General features: G+C 63.7%; 17 protein-coding genes and 1 pseudogene. 8 read left to right on the forward strand and 10 right to left on the reverse strand.

Translation table 11 applies throughout. The annotated features are described in order from the left end of the window. Nucleotides 1-161: 161 nt before the first annotated feature. From AC04SF_RS20870 to AC04SF_RS20885, 4 genes and pseudogenes are all read left to right on the forward strand, one after another. Nucleotides 162-1,292, forward strand: a complete 1,131-nt coding sequence (locus AC04SF_RS20870) for a patatin-like phospholipase family protein (protein WP_488479335.1) — start codon at nucleotides 162-164, stop codon at nucleotides 1,290-1,292. A gap of 891 nt (nucleotides 1,293-2,183) precedes the next feature. Continuing rightward, nucleotides 2,184-3,359, forward strand: coding sequence for an efflux RND transporter periplasmic adaptor subunit (locus tag AC04SF_RS20875; RefSeq protein WP_488479336.1), 1,176 nt, complete (start codon nucleotides 2,184-2,186; stop codon nucleotides 3,357-3,359). A 74-nt stretch (nucleotides 3,360-3,433) separates the two neighbouring features. Further along, the gene (locus AC04SF_RS20880; protein ID WP_488479337.1) at nucleotides 3,434-6,610 is read left to right on the forward strand and encodes an efflux RND transporter permease subunit; all 3,177 of its coding nucleotides are present in this window, start codon (nucleotides 3,434-3,436) and stop codon (nucleotides 6,608-6,610) included. 113 nt (nucleotides 6,611-6,723) lie between these two features. Further along, nucleotides 6,724-6,882: pseudogene (locus AC04SF_RS20885) on the forward strand (DUF3309 family protein). A gap of 15 nt (nucleotides 6,883-6,897) precedes the next feature. On the opposite strand, the gene AC04SF_RS20890 reads toward AC04SF_RS20885, so the two are convergent. After that, the gene (locus AC04SF_RS20890; protein WP_488479338.1) at nucleotides 6,898-7,857 is read right to left on the reverse strand and encodes an SDR family oxidoreductase; all 960 of its coding nucleotides are present in this window, start codon (nucleotides 7,855-7,857) and stop codon (nucleotides 6,898-6,900) included. 115 nt (nucleotides 7,858-7,972) lie between these two features. Between AC04SF_RS20890 and AC04SF_RS20895 the strand changes: the two genes are divergently transcribed. Beyond that, nucleotides 7,973-8,881, forward strand: a complete 909-nt coding sequence (locus AC04SF_RS20895; RefSeq protein WP_488479339.1) for a LysR family transcriptional regulator — start codon at nucleotides 7,973-7,975, stop codon at nucleotides 8,879-8,881. On the opposite strand, the gene AC04SF_RS20900 is transcribed toward AC04SF_RS20895, so the two are convergent. The 3 genes from AC04SF_RS20900 to AC04SF_RS20910 form a co-directional block, all read right to left on the reverse strand. Further along, on the reverse strand, nucleotides 8,845-10,020 hold the full coding sequence (locus tag AC04SF_RS20900) for an MFS transporter (RefSeq protein ID WP_488479340.1): 1,176 nt from the start codon (nucleotides 10,018-10,020) through the stop codon (nucleotides 8,845-8,847). The two genes, AC04SF_RS20895 and AC04SF_RS20900, sit on opposite strands and share 37 nt — an antisense overlap. A 204-nt stretch (nucleotides 10,021-10,224) precedes the next feature. Then, a complete protein-coding gene (locus AC04SF_RS20905) occupies nucleotides 10,225-10,533 on the reverse strand; it encodes a DUF1244 domain-containing protein (RefSeq protein ID WP_096458051.1) in 309 nt (102 codons plus the stop codon). Between the two features lie 11 nt (nucleotides 10,534-10,544). Next, nucleotides 10,545-11,342 carry an N-formylglutamate amidohydrolase gene (locus tag AC04SF_RS20910; RefSeq protein ID WP_488479341.1) on the reverse strand — a complete coding sequence of 266 codons (798 nt, stop codon included), beginning with the start codon at nucleotides 11,340-11,342 and terminating at the stop codon, nucleotides 10,545-10,547. A 270-nt stretch (nucleotides 11,343-11,612) separates the two neighbouring features. On the opposite strand from AC04SF_RS20910, the gene AC04SF_RS20915 reads away from it, so the two are divergent. Together AC04SF_RS20915 and pyk are read left to right on the forward strand one after the other, a co-directional pair. Further along, on the forward strand, nucleotides 11,613-12,077 hold the full coding sequence (locus tag AC04SF_RS20915) for a DUF1036 domain-containing protein (protein WP_488479461.1): 465 nt from the start codon (nucleotides 11,613-11,615) through the stop codon (nucleotides 12,075-12,077). After that, on the forward strand, nucleotides 12,074-13,510 hold the full coding sequence (gene pyk, locus AC04SF_RS20920) for a pyruvate kinase (protein ID WP_488479342.1): 1,437 nt from the start codon (nucleotides 12,074-12,076) through the stop codon (nucleotides 13,508-13,510). Before AC04SF_RS20915 ends, pyk begins: the two co-directional genes overlap by 4 nt. 62 nt (nucleotides 13,511-13,572) lie before the next feature. On the opposite strand, the gene AC04SF_RS20925 is transcribed toward pyk, so the two are convergent. The 4 genes from AC04SF_RS20925 to ykgO form a co-directional block, all read right to left on the reverse strand. Continuing rightward, nucleotides 13,573-14,037 (reverse strand): hypothetical protein, encoded by a 465-nt coding sequence (locus AC04SF_RS20925; protein WP_488479343.1) that lies wholly within the window; start codon nucleotides 14,035-14,037, stop codon nucleotides 13,573-13,575. Nucleotide 14,038: 1 nt separating this feature from the next. Further along, nucleotides 14,039-15,106, reverse strand: coding sequence for an alpha/beta fold hydrolase (locus AC04SF_RS20930; protein WP_488479344.1), 1,068 nt, complete (start codon nucleotides 15,104-15,106; stop codon nucleotides 14,039-14,041). A 135-nt stretch (nucleotides 15,107-15,241) separates the two neighbouring features. Further along, nucleotides 15,242-15,850: a tetratricopeptide repeat protein gene (locus tag AC04SF_RS20935; protein WP_202352406.1), complete on the reverse strand. Its 609-nt coding sequence runs from the start codon at nucleotides 15,848-15,850 to the stop codon at nucleotides 15,242-15,244. Between the two features lie 109 nt (nucleotides 15,851-15,959). Further along, nucleotides 15,960-16,085, reverse strand: a complete 126-nt coding sequence (gene ykgO / locus AC04SF_RS20940; protein WP_006327841.1) for a type B 50S ribosomal protein L36 — start codon at nucleotides 16,083-16,085, stop codon at nucleotides 15,960-15,962. Nucleotides 16,086-16,317: 232 nt separating this feature from the next. Between ykgO and AC04SF_RS20945 the strand changes: the two genes are divergently transcribed. Continuing rightward, nucleotides 16,318-16,737 carry a lysozyme inhibitor LprI family protein gene (locus tag AC04SF_RS20945; protein ID WP_488479345.1) on the forward strand — a complete coding sequence of 140 codons (420 nt, stop codon included), beginning with the start codon at nucleotides 16,318-16,320 and terminating at the stop codon, nucleotides 16,735-16,737. 13 nt (nucleotides 16,738-16,750) lie between these two features. On the opposite strand, the gene AC04SF_RS20950 is transcribed toward AC04SF_RS20945, so the two are convergent. Both AC04SF_RS20950 and purE read right to left on the reverse strand, forming a co-directional pair. Continuing rightward, the gene (locus tag AC04SF_RS20950; protein ID WP_488479346.1) at nucleotides 16,751-17,827 is read right to left on the reverse strand and encodes a 5-(carboxyamino)imidazole ribonucleotide synthase; all 1,077 of its coding nucleotides are present in this window, start codon (nucleotides 17,825-17,827) and stop codon (nucleotides 16,751-16,753) included. Next, nucleotides 17,824-18,321, reverse strand: coding sequence for a 5-(carboxyamino)imidazole ribonucleotide mutase (gene purE, locus AC04SF_RS20955; protein ID WP_202352409.1), 498 nt, complete (start codon nucleotides 18,319-18,321; stop codon nucleotides 17,824-17,826). Before purE ends, AC04SF_RS20950 begins: the two co-directional genes overlap by 4 nt. Nucleotides 18,322-18,362: the final 41 nt, after the last annotated feature.

The raw sequence follows: 18,362 nt of genomic DNA on the forward strand, positions 1-18,362 counted from the left end.
GAGGCCTTTTTCGTATGACCGAAATTTCATGTGATCACGCGACCGTGTTCGTGTTCTTGCCTTGGTTCGTCCTTATATGCTGCACTGCAACATAGGCCGCCAATGACTGCTTCCTTCAATGACGTTGGGGCAGGCTGGCGCATCAGCATGACAGGAACGCCATGACGAAGAACGGCAAGGCGGAGGAAAAGAAGAAGATCAACATCGCGCTTCAGGGCGGCGGCTCGCATGGCGCCTTCTCCTGGGGCGTTCTGGATCGCCTGCTGGAGGATGGCAGGCTGGAGATCGCAGCAGTGTCCGGCACCAGCGCCGGCGCCATGAACGCGGTGGCGCTGGCCGACGGATATGTGCGCGGTGGGGTCGAGGGCGCGCGCAAGAAGCTCGACGATTTCTGGCGCGCCGTGGCGGCGAAAGGCCGGTTCAGTCCGGTGCAGCGCATGCCGTGGGATGTCGCCTGGGGCAATTGGTCGATCGAGAACACGCCGGGCTACGTCGTCTTCGACACCATGTCGCGGGTGTTTTCGCCCTATGTCGCCAACCCGCTCGGCCTCAATCCGCTGCGCGACGTGGTGCAGCAGGAGATCGACTTCAAAAATGTCCGTGCCTGCAAGTCGATGGAGCTGTTCATCTCCGCCACCAATGTCGAGACCGGACAGTTGCGGGTGTTTTCCGATGGCGAGATCGACCTCGACACGGTGATGGCCTCGGCCTGCCTGCCGCAATTGTTCCGCGCCGTCGAGATCAAGGGCGTGCCCTATTGGGATGGCGGCTATGGCGGCAACCCGGCGCTGTTCCCGTTTTTCAAGACGGCGGCGACCGAGGATGTGCTGCTGGTGCAGATCAATCCGGTGGTGCGCGAGGGAACGCCCAGGAGCGCCAACGAGATACAGAATCGCATCGACGAAATCACCTTCAATGCCGGGCTGCTGCGCGAATTCCGCTCGATCGCCTTCGTCAAGGAACTGATCGCCGCCGGCCGGCTGCCGCATGGCGAGTACCGCGACATCCGCATGCACCGCATCGATGCCGACGAGGCGTTCAAGGACCTGTCGGCATCGTCGAAGGTCAATGCTGAATGGGCGTTCCTGACCTATCTCAGAGATCTCGGCCGCACCGCCGCCAGCGACTGGCTGGACGAGAATTACGACGCGGTCGGTAAGCGGCCGACGCTCGATCTCTCCGGTGAACTCGATGACGGCTACAAACCGGTGCGCGGTCCCGCACCGGGCCGCCGGGTCAAGGAGTTCCTCGCCGCACGCAAGAACCCAGAAGCGGAGCGCCGCCGGGCCTGAACCCGCCGGCGCCGAAGGAGCAATAGCCGATCTGGTCAGCCGCTGCCCGGCTATCTCCGGATCGATCAAGACCATCAGCGAGGTCTTCCGGAAATCGGAATAGCGGGTGGGGCGATCCGGCAAGGCGACAACCTTCGCGTGTGGAGGAAGCTTCATCATGCTGACGCCTGCTGCCACCAACATTCCCACGATGCCGAGCGCGGTCGGACAGTGTGGCTGGAAAATCGTGAGCGGAACGATCGACACCAGTCCTGCGAATTGACACGGAAAATGGCCTGAGCTTCCGCAGCCGCACCGTGTTCGCGTCACCTCGCGAACCGGGGGCCACCCCGATCTCAGACGCTCCAGTGCCGTGGGGTGCCGACGCTCCCGACGCCGGGTTCAATATCAACGAACCGGCCTCGGGCAATCTCCGCCTGATTGGCACATCGTGACATTTTCCGAGCAATTCCAATGTATTGGTCAGGCGACACGTCGCTGGAGCTTGATGTCCTTCGTTGACCGAAAGTGATCTGGCCAGTCGGTCAAAATCCGCATCAAGGGTAAATAGTCCGGTGGGTGATGACGCCGGTATTTCGACGAGCATCGCGTTGCTTGTCGGCAATGACGGATCGGTCGTTCGGGACTGGTCTTGGGAGGGCAGATCATCAGCCGGCTGCAAGTCCGCTGAACCGGTATTTTAGCAAGTCGAGAACAGTTTCGCGGCGGCCACACCTTGCCCGGCTACGCAATGCTGCTGCAACTTTCGGACTATATTGCAGTGCAACTTTGATGTAGAAGCACGCTCGCCTATCACGGCAAATTGAACACGGTCAGGCGCGCACCCATATCGGCGACGCGCCCGCGTCATGAAGGCGCGGTGCTGGCCGAACCCGCAGTGGAAAAATGACGATGCCTAAAATCAGGTTTCACAAGCTTGCAGCCATTGTTGTGCTCATTGGTTTCGCGGCGTGGATGGGGACAGGCGAATTCTCATCGGTCGGCAGCGTAGCGGCCAACAGGGCCAAGGCGGCCGAAGTCGAGCAGGGCAAGGCGCCGGATGCGAGCAAGCCGAAGACGGCGGAAGCCGAACCGAAGACGCCGCTGCGCACGGTTGCCGTGGTGACGCCACCGCGCAAGACCTATGCGCGCGCCATCCGCATTTCCGGGCTGACCGAGGCCGACAAGCGCGCCGTGCTTGCCACCCGCGTCGCCGGCGTCATCGACAAGCTGCCGGTCAAGCAAGGCGATCACGTCAAGACCGGTGATCTGGTGCTGATGCTGGCGGCCGAGGAAAAGATCTCGATGGTCGACAATGCCAAGCAACTCGTGGCTCAGCGCCAGGCAGAACTGGACGCGTCGCTGCGGCTGATGAAATCAGGCAATCTGCCCAAGTTGCAGCTTGACACCGCCCGCTCCAATCTGACCTTGGCGCAGTCGCAGCTGGATACCGCGCAGGCCGAGCTTGACCGAAACGAAGTGAAAGCGCCGTTCGACGGTGTCATCGACCGGGTGCCGGTGGAACTCGGCAGCTCCGTCATGCAGGGCGGCGAGGTGGCGACCATCCTCAAGCTCGATCCGGTGATCGCGCGTGGCGAGATCAGCGAGCGCGACCTCGGCTATCTCAAGCTTGGCGACAAGGCCAATGTGCGGCTGGTCAGCGGCCAGACCGTCGAAGGCACCGTGCGCTACATCAGCCGCGACGCGTCGTCGGCGACCCGCACCTTCCGTATCGAGGTCGCCATCCCCAATGGCGATGGCTCGGTGCCGGCCGGCATGACGGCGGAAATCCAGCTCAGCGCATTGCCGACCGATGCTGTCCTGCTGCCCCGTTCGGTGGTGACGCTCGGCGACAAGGGCGATCTGGGCATCCGCGCCGTCGGCAAGGACAACAAAGTGGCGTTCTTCCCGATCGACCTCGTCGACGACACGCCGACCGGTCTCGTGCTTGGCGGGATCCCGGTCGATGCGCGCATCATCGTCGCCGGCCAGGAGCTGGTGAAGGAAGGCGATGAGGTCAAGCCGGTCGAGGCCGACCAAGCGACCATCAACAAGCTGATCGGCGAAGCCACCGCTGGGACGCAGTAGCGCAGGGGCGCCGGCGCGGGGCCTTGGCCCGGCGACGACCGTCCGTTCGCCGAAATCAACAGCAGGCAGAAGTCATGGATATCGTCAGACTCGCAATCAACAATGCCCGCCTGACCATCTCGGTCCTGGTCTTCCTGCTGATTGCAGGCTGGGTCGCCTATCAGTCGACACCGAAGGAAGCGGAACCCGACGTTCCGATTCCGATGATGTATGTCAGCCTGATCTATCAAGGCATTTCGCCGGAGGATTCCGAGCGCCTTCTGCTGCGGCCGATGGAAAGCAAGCTGAAGAGCCTGAAAGGCCTCAAGGAAATGCGCTCGGCCGCCTTCCAGGGCGGGGGCTATGTGCTGGTCGAGTTCCAGCCGCAAACCAATCTGGCGACGGCGCTGCAGGATACGCGTTCCAAGGTGCAGGACGGCAAGGCCGACCTGCCGCAGGCGGCCGAGGAGCCTGTCGTCACCGAGGTCAACATTTCCGAATTCCCGGTGCTCGTCGTCACCTTGTCCGGCGAATTGCCGGAACGCGTGCTGGCTGCCGCCGCGCGCGAACTGCGTGACCGTATCGAGGAAGTGCCCGGCGTTCTCGAAGGTTCGCTCCAGGGCTCGCGCGACGATCTCGTCGAAGTCGTCATCGATCCGATGAAGCTGTCGTCCTACGGCTTGCAGCTCGACCAGCTGATTGGCGCCGTTGGTGCTTCCAACAGCCTGGTCGCCGCTGGCAACATCGAAGGGTCGGAGGGCAAATACGCCGTCAAGGTGCCGTCGCTGATCGAGACGCCGGAGGATGTGGCGGCGCTGCCGGTGGTTGCCGGCCCCAATGCCGTGGTGCAGGCCAAGGACATCGCGACGATACGCTCGACCTTCGCCGACGCCACAACGATCACGCGCCTCAACGGCAAGCCGGCTATCGCCATCGAGGTGAAGAAGCGCATCGGCGCCAATCTGATCGACACGCTCACCAAGGTGCGGGAGGTGTCCGATACCTTCGTCAAGACGATGCCCGAGGGCATGCATGTCACCTACACGCAGGACAAGTCGGTCTTCGTCAACCAGTTGCTCGGCGACCTGCAGAACCATGTGATGATCGCCGTCATCCTGGTGTTCATCGTCATCCTCTACGCGCTGTCGGGCCGCGCCTCGTTGCTCATTGGCCTCGCCATCCCGTCGTCCTTCCTGATCGGCATCCTTTTGCTGGCGATGATGGGCTACACGATCAACATGATCGTGCTGTTCAGCCTGATCCTGGCAGTCGGCATGCTGGTCGACGACGCCATCATCGTCACCGAGTTTGCCGAACGACGAATGAGCGAGGGCATGCCCAAACAGGAAGCCTTCGCGCTTGCCGCCAAGCGCATGGCCGGTCCGGTCATAGCGGCGACGATGACGCGCATCGCCGCCTTCTCGCCGCTGCTGTTCTGGCCCGGCATCATCGGCGACTTCATGAAGTACATGCCGATCACGCTGATCGTCACGCTGTCGGCCTCGATGCTCTACGCGCTGGTCTTCGCGCCGACGCTGGGCGCGATCTTCGCCAAGGCGCCGGAGCATCACGCCGATGACAATCGCGACGGCTGGTACATGGCTGTCGTCAAGCAGGCGGTGCGCTTCCCCATCACCGTGATGGTGCTCACCGTCATGTTGCTGGCCGGCATCTTCGTTGGCTATTCGAAGTATGGCGCCGGCGTCGAGTTCTTCCCGAGTGTCGAGCCCGACTACGGCCTGCTCTATGTGCATGCCCGCGGCAACCTCTCACTGGCCGAAATGGACACGGCGACCAAGATTGCCGAAAACCGGCTGCTCGGCTGGCCAGGCGTGAAGTCGGTCTATACCCGCGTCGGCAAGTCCGATGGCGGCGGCCAGGACGTGCCCGAAGACGTCGTCGGCGTCATCCAGTACGAATTCATCGACTGGCGCGAGCGCAAATCGGCGAACGATATCCTGAACGATCTGCGTGGCGTCATGGCGGGCATTCCCGGCGTCGACGTCGAGGTGCGCGTGCCGGAAGCCGGCCCGCCGACCGGCAAGCCGATCCAGATCAGGCTTTCGGCCGTCGATCCCAAGGGGTTGGACGAGAAGGCGCGTGCCGTGGCGGCGCGTATCGCCAAGGTGCCCGGCGTCATCGACATTTCCGATGGCTTGCCGCCGCCCGGCGTCGACTGGGCACTCGAGGTCGATCGCGCCAAGGCTGCCCAATATGGCATCAGCCCGACCTCGGTCGGAACGGTGGTGCAGCTTGTCACCAACGGTCTGAAGCTGAGCGAATACCGGCCTGCCGGCGCCGACAAGGCGGTCGATATCCGGCTGCGTCTGCCGGAGGATCGGCGCACGCTGTCGACGCTCGACGAGCTCAGGGTGCAGACCTCACAAGGATCGGTGCCGATTTCGAACTTCGTCGTCCGCAAGGCGAAGCCGAGCGTCGGCATCCTCAACCGCATCGACGGCGCCCGCACCGTGGTGGTGCAGGCCAACGTCGCCGCCGGCGCCCAGGTCGCCGCCGTGCAGCAGGAGGTCACCCAGGCCGTCACCGACATGAATCTCGGCAGCGGCATCCGCTGGAAGCTGGCCGGCTCGAACGAGGACAGCGCGGAAGCCAGCGCCTTCCTCAGCAAGGCCTTCGGTGCGGCGATCTTCCTGATCTTCCTGGTGCTTTTGGCGCAGTTCAACAAGTTCACCAGCGTCTGGCTGGTGCTGTCCTGCGTGGTCATGGCGACGATCGGCGTGTTCCTCGGGCTGTTGATAACCGGCGAGACGTTCGGCATCGTCATGTCGGGTATTGGCGTCATCGCGCTGGCCGGCGTGGTGGTGAACAACAACATCGTGCTGATCGACACCTATGACCGGTTGCGTGAAGAAGGCTGGGACAAGATGGAGGCGGTGCTGCAGACCTGCCGCGAGCGCGCGCGACCGGTGGTGCTGACGGCGGTGTCGGCCATTCTCGGCGTGCTGCCGATCGCGTTCGGACTCGGGTTGGAAATCTTCCATCACGAGACGACGATCAACGCGCCGTCGACGCAGTGGTGGATTTCGCTGTCCTCGGCGATCGTCTTCGGCCTGTCCTTCGCCACGGTGCTGACGCTGGTGGTGACTCCGTCGATGCTGATGGTGTTCACCCGCGCCAAGGTCAAGCCCGGCGCAAGGCGCGGCTTGATCAGCCGGCTGTTCCGGCGCGGCAAGGGCGAGATCTCGTCGGACGCACCGACTGTGGATGCCGGCGCAGAACCCGCGATCGCCTTCCCCAAGGCGGCCGAATAGACAGACCCCGATCTGAACGGCAAAGGCCGCCCGGAACAACCGGGCGGCCTTTTGCATTGTTCCCCCCGGGCAATGTGAAGACATTGCCCTGAAACAATGCGCGGGGAAGTCTCATGCCAATCACCACCATCGTCATCATTGTCCTGATCCTTGTCCTCATCGGCGCGGTGCCGGCCTAGCCGCATTCGCGCTCCTGGGGTTATGGACCGTCGGGCATTCTTGGTGTGGTGCTGGTGGTGATTCTGGTGTTGCTGCTGATGGGCCGGCTTTGAGCTGGCGCGCCGCCTTCAGGCAGCTTTCGAAACGCCGCTCACGGTGGCGATCCCGATATCCTCCAGGGCCTCGGCGACCGCCTGATCCAGTGGCGTGTGAGGGATTTCGCCGATGATGCCCTCCAGCCGCGTCGAGGCCAGCTGGTGCGGCTCGAAGCGCAGATAGGACATCGAGACGATTTCGCGCCACATCGCCACGAACGGGCTGCCGGCGCGCAGCACCCACCAGGGCATCGAGGTCATCTTCAGCGGCCGGCCAAGCGCCTTCTCGGCGGCGGCCTTGATCTGCAGGTCGATGACCGCATGGCCCGGAAAGTTCAGCGCCTCATAGGAGCCGAGCTTGTCGAGATTCTTGGCGAGTGCGACGAAACCCACGGCGAAGTCCGGCAGGTAGGCCCATTCGTGCACCAGATCGGCCGGGCCGGGCGCGGTGTAGACCCCCTTGCTCATCTTGGCGGCGACGATCAGGTCGAACCAGGAGCCGCTGCCGGTGCCGCCGAAGAAATCGCCGGCGCGCAGCAGAATGGTGCGCACCCGGCCTGCGTCGGCCTCGCGGCGGAACAGATCCTCCATGGCGCAGCGGATGCGGCCCTTCTCTGTCGTTGGATGGAACGGCGTGTCTTCCGTGATCACTGCCGGCATCGGCGAGCCGTAATTGTAGACCGTGCCGGGAAAGAGATGCAGCGCATTGTTGGCATGGCAGGCGGCCATGACGCTTTCGGCCATCGGCAGGCATTTGCCCCAGTCGGTATAGATCGGGTTGAGACCGTTGAAGATGATATCGACACCCTCGGTGGCGCGGATGAGCGATTGACGGTCCAGCGCATCGCCGGCAACCGCGGTGGCGCCTTCGAGCTCGACCGGCACCTTGCCGGTGCGGGTGATGGCGCGGACATCAAAGCCCGCGTCGATGAAGGCTTTGGCAACCACGCGGCCGAGCCGGCCATTGGCGCCGAGAATTGCGATCTTAGTCATTTTGAGTTCTCCTGGCTGGTGGTTGCAGTCCGTGTCGGTGTTTGCAGGGCGAATATGATTGCCTCATCGATGAATTGAAATTGACCATGGATGCAGGTTTGATATTCATTATTGAATGGATGACATCGACTGGAACCTGATCAAGAGCTTCGTCACGGTGGCGGAAACCGGCAGCCTGTCGGCCGCGGCGCGAAAACTGTCGGCCAGCCAACCGACGCTTGGCCGACACATCGGCGAGCTGGAGCAGGCGCTTGGCGTCACGCTGTTCAGGCGGGGGCGGAGCGGCTATGCGCTGACGGAAGCCGGGGCCACGCTGTTCGAGCGCGGCAAGGCGGTCAGCGAGCAGGCGAGCGCCTTCTCACGGCTGGCGCTGGGCTCGGTCGAGGCTATCGAAGGCACGGTGCGCATTGCCGCCAGCGAGGTGGTGGCGGCCTATGCGCTGCCCGCCATGATGGCGCGGCTCGGCATCGAGGAACCCGGCATCGAGGTCGAGATCGTTGCCTCGAACCAGGTCGAGAACCTGTTGCGCCGGGACGCCGACATCGCTATCCGGATGGTCAAGCCGGCGCAGAACGAACTGGTGGCGCGCAAGGTCTGCGATATCCCACTCTGCGCCTGCGCGGCCATTTCCTATCTCGAGAGGCGCGGCCGCCCGCTCGGGCCGGCGGACCTCGTCGATCACCCCTTGATCGGCTTCGACCGCAGCGACGAGATGATCAGGGGCTTTGTCCAGCATGGCATCCCTGTCACCCGTGGCAGTTTCCGCTTCAGGGCAGACAACCAGATCGTCCTCTGGGAGGCGGTGCGGGCGGGAAACGGCATCGGTCTTGGCCAGGAGCCGCTGGCCGATCGCGATCCGCTGGTGGAGAAGGTGCTGCCTGGCCTGCCGCTGCCAAGCCTGCCGGTGTGGCTGGCGATGCATCGCGATGTGCGCAGCAGCGTGCGCATCCGCCGCGTGGCGGATTTTCTCCATGAGGACCTGAAACGCTATTCGGCGGGGGCGGGCGCGAATTCGGCGCGCTGAGCGAGCCCCGCCATCAGCAAGACGACGATCAGCAGCACCGACATGGCGATGAAGATCGGCCCGAAGCTGGAATGTTCGGCGACGAAACCGATCGCCGACGGCGCCACCAGAATACCGGAATAGCCCATTGTGGTGACGACGCTCATGCCGGTGCCCGACGAGATGCCTTCCTGGTTGCCGCCGGCCGAAAATATGATCGGCACCATGTTGGCGATGCCGAAGCCGCAAAGGGCGAAGGCGGCGATGGCGAGCCAGGGCGACGGCGACAGGCCGGCAACCAGCATGCCGGCGGCGGCGACAATGGCCGAGCCGCGCAGCGTCGTCACCGCGCCAAAACGGTTGCGCACGCCGTCGCCGAAAAAGCGCATGATCGCCATGACGCCGGAAAAGGCGGCGTAGGCAAGACCGGCGACGGCAAGGTCGGCGCCAAGTTCCTGCCTGAGATACAGCGCCGCCCAGTCGAGCACGGCGCCTTCGGAGACCATCGTCAGAAGCGCCATCAGGCCGATCAGGTAGACCAGCGGGTTTGCCGGCAGCGTGAATTTATGATGCTCGGCCGCTTGCGGTCTGTCCTCGGCGATGAGGTAGCCGACGGCAGTCGCGATCGCCGCGAAGGCAAGCACGGTCACCACCGCGGCATGGGCGAGGTGGCCGTAGTGCTGGATGGCAAAGCCGCCAAGCGCGCCGCCGGCGAAACCGCCGAGGCTCCAGAAGCCGTGCGAGGAGGACATGATGGCGCGGGACAATTTTCGCTCGACCACCACCGCATTGGCATTCATGGCGACATCCATGCCGCCGATCGAGCCGCCGAAGATGAACATGGCGATGGCCGCCAGCGGCACGTTGGGCGCCAGCGCCACCACCAGCAGGCCGAGGCTGCCGCAAAGACCGAACCAGCGCAGCACGGTGCGCGAGCCATGTTTCGAGATCAGGTGGCCGCACCAGGTCATCGCGGTGACCGCGCCGGCGCCGAACAAAAGGATCAGCAGGCCAAGCGTGAATTTCGAGATATCGAGCCGGGTCAGGAACACCGGGATCTGCGGCGCCCAGCTGCCGGTCAGGAAGCCATTGGCAAGGAAAATGGCGGCCACGGCCCATCGTCCGCGAATGGCAGTCTGCATGGCGCTTTGCGCGTTCATAAGGCGAATCCGGTCCGAAATTGGCTTTGCGCGGCAAATTAGATCGATTCAATTCGTAGTCAAGAACTGGACTTGAGGAAGTGCTTGGACCAAAGGCCGAAATAGAACCGACATCGTTGTTGGCGAGCTTCCCTAGGTTGGAGATTAGCGAAAACGCCCCTCGAAGGCGCGTGGTATTGGCCGGCAATGCCCGCCGGCGTGTGCTCAATGATCCTTCGGCCGCCTGGCCTCGAACTCCGCCTTCTTGGCATCCGACGCTTCGGTCTGGTTGAGCGCTTGCCACTCAGCATAGGGCATGCCGTAGACGATCTCGCGCGACTGGTCCTTGCTTAGATCGACGCCCTCGGCATTGGCCGCTTCGCGATACCAGTTCGACAGGCAGTTGCGGCAGAAGCCGGCGAGGTTCATCAGGTCGATGTTCTGCACGTCGCTGCGTTCCCTGAGATGCTCGACCAGCCGGCGAAAGGCGGCGGCCTCGAAGTCGCGCTTCTGCTCGTCGCTGAGTTCGGTCATCGAAACCTCCGTCATAGCGGCCCGGTGCGCGAGCCGAACATCTTCACGACATGTATATCGGGACGGCGGTCGATGGCGTCAACGATCGGCGCCAGACGCTCGGCCCAGGCGATCGCCCCCTTCTGGTCCGCTATCAGGTCCTGGCGGATCTCGATCAGCGCGTGGGCGTAGCCGTTGATGATGGCGTGTTTGAACATGGTGTCGCCGCGCAGCGCGCCGTCATAGGGCTCATTGTCGCCGACGATCAGGTTTTTGTCCTCGGCCAGCATGTCGATCAGCGGCCGCGCCACCCGGTCGTCCTTGTCCCACAGGATGCCGACATGCCAGGGCCGCTGCTTGCCCTGCATGGCCGGCGTGAAGGAATGCACCGAGAAGATGAACGGCGCCTGGCCGGAAGCCTGCGCCACCGAGGCGATCATGGCGCCGACCGCGTCGTGGTAGGGACGGTAGAAGCGGTCGAGCCGCCTTTCGCGCTCCTCTGGCGCGATGGGATAGTTTCCCGGCACCACGGTGCCGTCATAGAGCTGGCGGATGAGCGTCGGATCGTCCTCGCCGCGATTGGGATCGATCAACAGCCGCGAGAAATTGGCGATGACCGCCGGTACGTCGAGCAAGCCGGCGAGTTCACGCGTCACCATTTCAACGCCGATGTCATAGGCGATGTGGCGGTCGAATTCTGCCGCGGGCAGGCCGAGGCTGCCATAGTCCTCGGGCAGGTCGCGGCGGGCATGATCGGCCAGAAGCACGATGCCCCGCTTGCGGTCGCCCTCGACAATGTCGAAAGGCGCGAAAACTGTGGATCGGGTCATTGGCGGGAAATGGTCTGTTCGCTGGCTTCCGGGGAGGGTGCTATCGTCATTCCACGAAGACGACGTGTGCGCAATGCCGTTGTTTGGCCAAGGTTTCCGCTGAAATCTGGCGAGGGGCGACGGATAGTGCGCCGGGAGCCTTCCTAAATCGATTGGAATTGGTCAAAACGGCGCGTTGACATGCGCCCGGACTTTTCCGAAAAGGGGCGCAGAGAGATGCAGATGTGGTTCTTGAGGGGTTTTCGGATGGGTTCCGCCGGCAGGCAGCGCATGCGCTCTGCCTTTGCCTTGCCGTTCCTGACCGTGGCCGTTGGCCTGTCGGCGATGGTGATGGCCTCGCCGGCGCGCGCCGATTTCCGCGTCTGCAACGCCACGCAGAACCTGGTCGGCGTCGGCATCGGCTATCGCGCCAAGGCCGGCTGGATCACCGAAGGCTGGTGGCACATCGAAGGATCGAGCTGCAAGACGTTGATCGAAGGGCCGCTGTCATCAAGGTTTTACTATCTTTATGCAGAAGACGCCGAGCGCGGTGGACGCTGGGACGGCCCGATCAACATGTGCGTGGCTGAAAAAGAGTTCAAGATCGCCGGCGTAAACGACTGCGTCGCCCGGGGCTTCCAGCGCGCCGGATTTCAGGAATATGACACGGGCGAGCAGGCAAGCTGGATGGTCCAGCTGACCGATGAGCCCGCAACGGGAGGCGCACCAGCCGCCCCGGGAACAAATAGTCAATGAGACGCAGCCGCAAGGTCAAGATCCTAGCCACAATCGGTCCGGCATCCTCCTCCGAGGAGATGCTGCAGAAATTGTTCGAAGCGGGCGCCGATGTGTTCCGCATCAATATGAGCCATACCGACCACGAGCTGATGCGCACGCTGGTCGGCCGTATCCGCGCCGTCGAGGAAAAGGTCGGCCGGCCGATCGGCATCCTTGCCGATTTGCAAGGGCCCAAGCTGCGCGTCGGCAAGTTCGCCAATGGCAAGGAAGTGCTGACGCCAGGCCAGACCTTCACGCTCGACGACAATCCCGAGCCCGGCACGTCGACCAGGGTCTACCTGCCGCATCCGGAAATCCTGAGTTCGGTCGAGGCTGGTCACCGTCTTTTGATCGACGACGGCAAGCTAGAGCTGAAGGCCGTGAAGAGCGACGGCAAGTCGATCACCTGCACCGTCGTCGCCGGCACCACGATTTCCGACAAGAAGGGCGTCAGCCTGCCCGATACCGACCTGCCGGTCGGCGCGCTGACCGAGAAGGATCGCAAGGACCTCGACGCGGTGCTCGCCACGGGCGTCGACTGGATCGCGCTGTCCTTTGTGCAGCGCCCCGAAGATCTGGCTGAAGCGCGCAAGATCGCGCGCGGCCGGGCGCTTATCATGGCCAAGATCGAAAAGCCGCAGGCCGTTGCCCGGTTGGCTGAGATCATCGAGCTGTCCGACGCGCTGATGGTTGCCCGCGGCGATCTCGGCGTCGAGATGCCGCTGGAAGCCGTGCCCGGCATCCAGAAGCAAATCACGCGCGCCGCGCGCCGCGCCGGCAAGCCGGTGGTGGTCGCCACGCAGATGCTGGAATCGATGATCACGGCCCCGGTGCCGACCCGCGCCGAAGTCTCCGACGTGTCGATCGCCGTCTTCGAGGGCGCCGACGCCATCATGCTGTCGGCGGAATCGGCTGCGGGTGCCTATCCGGTCGAGGCCGTGGCGATGATGAACCGCATCGCCACCAAGGTCGAAACCGACCCAACCTATGCCGGCATCATCAACGCCCAGCGCTCCGAGCCGGAAGCGACAGGCGCCGACGCCATTTCACTGGCCGCCCGCGAGATCGCCGAGACGCTGAAACTGTCGGCGATCATCACCTACACGGCGTCCGGCACCACCGGGCTGCGCGCCGCGCGCGAACGGCCGCAGGTGCCGATCATAGCGCTGTCGCCGATCCTCAACACTGCGCGGCGGCTGTCGCTTTTGTGGGGCACGCATTGCGTCGTCTCGCCCGATGCCATCGACCTCGACGACATGGTCAATCGCGCGTGCCGCATTGCACTGGAAGAAGGCTTCGGCAAGCCGGGCGACCGCGTCATCATCACGGCCGGCGTGCCGCTGAGGACACCCGGCTCGACCAACATGCTGCGCATCGCTTATGTCGGGTCGGAAACGCAAGGCAGCCGTTAGAGCGGTTCATCCTTCACGGAAACATTGGCCGAGCGCCTTTCAAGAGTGCGGCCCGAATGGCTTCAAGCCGTCGCGATCCTGAGCGCTCTTGCCGCAGCTCCAGCGTGGTCTATGCGTTGAAGAAACCGGCGCGCACGGAGAACGGCGTCATACAGATACTGATCCGGACCCAGCATCTTGCGCTGATTTAATTCGGCCGTGTCGAGCAAGTTGAAATCGACCTTCTCGATCGTGCAGTGCCAACCGGCGCTGTGGGAGGCCCAGCCCCTTCGATGATGGTCCAGGAGGCGGTCGCGGCCGGAGTAACTGTGGTAGTCGAAAGCGATGACGCCGTTCGTCACGTAGATATGGTTTCCCGCGAAGCTCTCGGCCGGAATGATCCGTTCTGCATGAAATCCTTTAAGAGGGCGATGCTTGAGGAAAACACCTGCAAGAATGTGGCATGCGCCGTAACCGAAGAAGATGCGATCCGGCAGCGCCCATCGTCTCTCCGGATTTCTCTTTATGCCATGCTTGAGGACATACATGTCAGGTCGGCGCAAGTTCGGCCTTGGGCTCCTTGATGTCGGCGCATCTGCCGGCACCATAGGCATCGCCGGCGATCCGCGCCTCGACCGTCCTGGCCATCGCCTCCAGGTCGATATCCTTGCCGGCGACCTTCTCGATGGCGCCGACGGCGAGGTCGGCGGCGATCCAGTCCGGCTTGTGGCCGAGATTGTGTACCCAGACGAGTTCAGCGCCCGAGATGTCGCGTACCAGGCCGACGGAATGGATATGGGCGTAGACGACCTTGTCGCGGTCGCCGGAGATGACGATGGTCGGCGCGGTGATCTGGTTGTAGTGCGGTGCGGCGCCAAGCGCATAACGATAGAGCCCGGCGACGTCGGCGGCGTTGGCGCGAAAGGCTGCAGGCCGCAACACCAGCGGAATCGAGGCTGTGTTGAGATAGTTGTCCGGCACCTTGTTGGGTGAGAACACGCAGGTCGTCGCATCGGCCATCTGAAGCGTTCCGGCCGGATAGGTCAATGTCTCGGAAAACAGCCGGCCGATCACCGGAACGGTGGTCAGATCGTAGTACCAGGATGTCGCGCCGCCCGGCCAGGGATGAGTTGCCGGCGCCAGGAAGACGAGACCGAGCGTCTTGTCGGCATGCTCGCGGCCGAAAGCCGCCGTCACCACGCTGCCGAAGGAATGGCCGACGATGATCGCCTTCTTGATGCCAAGACGGTCCATCAGGGCGGCGATGGTGGCGGCCTGCGCCGACGGATCCTCATTGTTGCCAGGGCCGCGCCCCGACCAGCCATGACCCGGCCGGTCGAAGAACAGCATCTCGGCCCGGCCCTCGAGCAGTGGCCTCAGCGGCAGCATCTGATCCCTGAGATTGGCGCTGGCACCGTGGATGAAGACGATCGCTGGCAGCTCCGCATTGGCGGGTGCCGGAATGTGGACATAGTGGATACGGGCGCCGTTGATATCGGCGAATTCTCCGATCGGCTGATAGCGACGCTCGATAAGCCACGAGCCGGCACGGGTGATGCCGACCAGGACAAGGATGAATGCGAGAAGGAAGGCGAAGGCGGCGTAGATCAGGTTCATGCGGGGATATACGGAGGTGGGCCGGGATTGGTTTTGGGGGAGGGCAGTAGGGCAGTAGGGCAGTAGGGCAGTAGGGTGAGTGTTCCGAGGTACCCCTACTGCCTTACTGCTCTATTCCCTTACTCCCTTCAGGGATCAAATTCCCTCGCCAGCAAGCTCTTCGGAAAGTGTCGCGACCTGGTCCTGGGCGCTGCGCATCATCGGGTAGATGGCCAGCACCTTCTGCCAAGCCTCGAGCGCCGACTGTTTGTGGCCGGTCAGTGCCATGATCTGCGCCAGACCCGACAGCGCGCCGAAATGGCGCGGCTCGAGCTGCAGCGTGCGGTCGATGTCGGCCATCGACTTGCCGTAGTTCTTCATCATGAAATGCACTGTGGCGCGCCGGTTCCAGCCTTCGGCATAGGTCGGCTGCAAGGTCACCACCTGGTCGAGGAAATCGAGCGCGACGTCGAATTTCTGGTTATCCATCGCCTTTTGCGACCACAGCATCATCAGATCGATCGAGGCGCTGCCGGACTGGAACCATTCGCTCCAGATGTTGCCGGCGATGCGTTCGGCGGCTTTTTCGTTGCGTTCGCGCTTGAGGTCGGAGAACAGCTTGTCGAGCCGGGCCTGTTTGGTCATCGGCGCGGCGGGAGCCTCCGGGGCAGCCGGCGCTGCGGGCTGATCGTCCGCGGCCCAGACCGGCACGCTTATTGCGCCGGAAACAGGGAGAGCTATCAAAAATGCAAAAAGAATCCGCATCGCCCGATCCTAGTCCCGGGCGGCGGAACAGCAAAGTGATTTTAGCGCGAGAAGGTCGGCAGGCCGACAAGCATCAATGGGCGGAGGCGAAAAGCCTCCGGCCGAAAGCTCAGCCCTGGCGCGCCTTGTAGCGCGGGGCGGTCTTGTTGATGATGTAAACGCGGCCCTTGCGGCGAACCAGCTGGTTGTCGCGGTGACGCGCCTTGAGCGCCTTGAGCGAATTCTTGATCTTCATGGTCTTGCCTGTCGGTGTGGACCCGGTCCCGGGTCGAAATTTTAAGGCGCGCCAGAAGACGCGCCTTTTCAACGGTGGGTGGCTCATAAACGAGGAGCCTTGTCCGTGTCAACCGCAAGCGTGCTCCACACCCCCATATCATCAAATATCCGCCATGTCGGCTCCCTCGGCATTGCACGGTCCCAGGCGGGCTGGGATGATGCCTTGGTTTCAAGTGATTTGGGGGATGACCATGCGCCGAATATTCCTGTCTGCCTGCCTTGTCTTGCTGGCGGGAGCATCGGTTGCACGCGCGCAGGAATGCGACCGCTCCGACGACAGCCAGCAGATGATGAACATCTGCGCCGGCGAAGACTATCAGGCCGCGGACGCCAGGCTCAATGCGGCCTATCAGAACCTGATCAGTTCCGACGATGCCGACAGCAAAAGATTGCTGCAGGCGGCACAACGCGCCTGGATCGCCTTCCGTGACGCCGAATGCGCGCACACCACCGCCGCCAGCGCCGGCGGCTCCATCCACGCGATGGAGGTTTCACAATGCCTGACCAGGCTGACCAATGAGCGCATCAAGCAGCTCGCCGCGTCAGCCAATTGCGAGGAAGGCGATGCGAGCTGCGCCAATTCCGACGAGGACAGCGACGAGGTGCAATAGGCTCGTAGGCGAATTAAGTACGCGGGCTGATGCGGGTGAAGTGGCCCATCTTGCGGCCGGGCCGCGCCTCGGCCTTGCCGTAGAGATGCAGCATCAGATCGGGCTCAGTGAGCAGGGCCGGCACACGCAACACGTCGTCGCCGATCAGGTTCTCCATCACGCAGTCGGAATGGCGATCCGGGGAGCCGAGCGGCAGGCCGGCCACGGCGCGGATGTGCTGCTCGAACTGCGAAACGATGCAGGCGGCTTCGGTCCAATGGCCGGAATTATGGACGCGCGGGGCGATCTCGTTGGCCAGCAGCGAACCGTCGGCCAGCACGAAGAATTCGACGCCGATGACGCCGACATAGTCGAGCGCCGACAGGATTTTCGCCGCCGCCGCCCGCGCCGCCTCAGCCGTTTCGGGTTTGACATTGGCCGGCAGCGTCGAAGTGTGGAGAATGCCGTGGCGGTGGACATTCTCGGCCGGATCGTAGGCGGCCACCGTGCCGTCCAGCCCACGCGCGGCTATCACCGAAATCTCGCGCTCGAACGGCACGAAGGCCTCCAGGATCAGCGGGACATTGCCCATCGCCTCGCAGGTGCCGGCAAAACCGCCCGTTTCCATGTTGCGGAAGACGCGCTGGCCCTTGCCGTCATAGCCCATGCGCCGTGTCTTCAGGATGCCGCTGCCGCCGAACGCTTTCAGCGCCGCCGTCAGTTCCTCGTCGATGTCGACCGGACGAAACCCGGCGGTGGCGATGCCGATGCCGTTGAGGAATGTCTTTTCGCTCACCCGGTCCTGCGCCACGTCAAGCGCGCGCGCCGGCGGATAGACCGCAACCTTGGCGGCAAGCGCTTCTGCCGCCGCGACCGGCACGTTCTCGAACTCGTAGGTGACGACGGAACTTGCCGCCGCCAGTTCGGCAAGGGCGACCGGGTCGTCATAGGGGGCCGTTATCTGCCGGTTGGCGACTTGTGCCGCCGGACAATCCGCCTGCGGCTCAAGCACGATGGTGCGGTAGCCGAGGCGCGCGGCGGCCATTGCCAGCATGCGGCCGAGCTGGCCGCCGCCAATGATGCCGATGGTCGATCCGGCGGGCAGGCTCACGGCGTATCCGTCGGCTCAGTGGCGACCTTGGCGGTCTGCGAGGCGCGCCAGGCATCCAGGCGCTGGGCAAGCTTGTCGTCGTAGAGCGCCAGCACGGCGGCGGCCAGCAGGGCCGCATTGGCCGCACCGGCCTTGCCGATGGCCAGTGTGCCCACCGGAATGCCGGCCGGCATCTGGACGATCGAGAGCAGCGAATCCTGTCCCGACAGCGCCTTCGATTCGACAGGCACGCCGAACACCGGCAGCGGCGTCATTGCCGCCGTCATGCCAGGCAGATGCGCTGCGCCGCCAGCACCGGCGATGATCACCTTGTAGCCGGCGGCCTTGGCACCCTTGGCGAAGTCATAGAGCCTGTCAGGCGTGCGATGCGCGGAGATGATCAGCCGTTTATGCGGAACGCCCAGCGCCTCCAGCGTTTCGGCCGCCTGGCGCATCGTTGCCCAGTCGGACTGGCTGCCCATGATGATGGCGACGTCGGCGCGTTGGTCGTTCAAGCTTCTGCTCCCCGGCGACAAAGGCGCGCCTTAGCGGAATT

The sequence above is a fragment of the Mesorhizobium sp. CNPSo 4671 genome (assembly GCF_057784245.1).

What these genes read in the sequence shown, in the direction of transcription:
- AC04SF_RS20870 (WP_488479335.1), top strand. Translation starts at nt 162, where the DNA reads ATGACGAAGAACGGCAAGGCGGAGGAAAAGAAGAAGATCAACATCGCG.
- AC04SF_RS20875 (WP_488479336.1), top strand. Translation starts at nt 2,184, where the DNA reads ATGCCTAAAATCAGGTTTCACAAGCTTGCAGCCATTGTTGTGCTCATT.
- AC04SF_RS20880 (WP_488479337.1), top strand. Translation starts at nt 3,434, where the DNA reads ATGGATATCGTCAGACTCGCAATCAACAATGCCCGCCTGACCATCTCG.
- AC04SF_RS20890 (WP_488479338.1), bottom strand. Translation starts at nt 7,857, where the DNA reads ATGACTAAGATCGCAATTCTCGGCGCCAATGGCCGGCTCGGCCGCGTG.
- AC04SF_RS20895 (WP_488479339.1), top strand. Translation starts at nt 7,973, where the DNA reads ATGGATGACATCGACTGGAACCTGATCAAGAGCTTCGTCACGGTGGCG.
- AC04SF_RS20900 (WP_488479340.1), bottom strand. Translation starts at nt 10,020, where the DNA reads ATGAACGCGCAAAGCGCCATGCAGACTGCCATTCGCGGACGATGGGCC.
- AC04SF_RS20905 (WP_096458051.1), bottom strand. Translation starts at nt 10,533, where the DNA reads ATGACCGAACTCAGCGACGAGCAGAAGCGCGACTTCGAGGCCGCCGCC.
- AC04SF_RS20910 (WP_488479341.1), bottom strand. Translation starts at nt 11,342, where the DNA reads ATGACCCGATCCACAGTTTTCGCGCCTTTCGACATTGTCGAGGGCGAC.
- AC04SF_RS20915 (WP_488479461.1), top strand. Translation starts at nt 11,613, where the DNA reads ATGCGCTCTGCCTTTGCCTTGCCGTTCCTGACCGTGGCCGTTGGCCTG.
- pyk (WP_488479342.1), top strand. Translation starts at nt 12,074, where the DNA reads ATGAGACGCAGCCGCAAGGTCAAGATCCTAGCCACAATCGGTCCGGCA.
- AC04SF_RS20925 (WP_488479343.1), bottom strand. Translation starts at nt 14,037, where the DNA reads ATGTATGTCCTCAAGCATGGCATAAAGAGAAATCCGGAGAGACGATGG.
- AC04SF_RS20930 (WP_488479344.1), bottom strand. Translation starts at nt 15,106, where the DNA reads ATGAACCTGATCTACGCCGCCTTCGCCTTCCTTCTCGCATTCATCCTT.
- AC04SF_RS20935 (WP_202352406.1), bottom strand. Translation starts at nt 15,850, where the DNA reads ATGCGGATTCTTTTTGCATTTTTGATAGCTCTCCCTGTTTCCGGCGCA.
- ykgO (WP_006327841.1), bottom strand. Translation starts at nt 16,085, where the DNA reads ATGAAGATCAAGAATTCGCTCAAGGCGCTCAAGGCGCGTCACCGCGAC.
- AC04SF_RS20945 (WP_488479345.1), top strand. Translation starts at nt 16,318, where the DNA reads ATGCGCCGAATATTCCTGTCTGCCTGCCTTGTCTTGCTGGCGGGAGCA.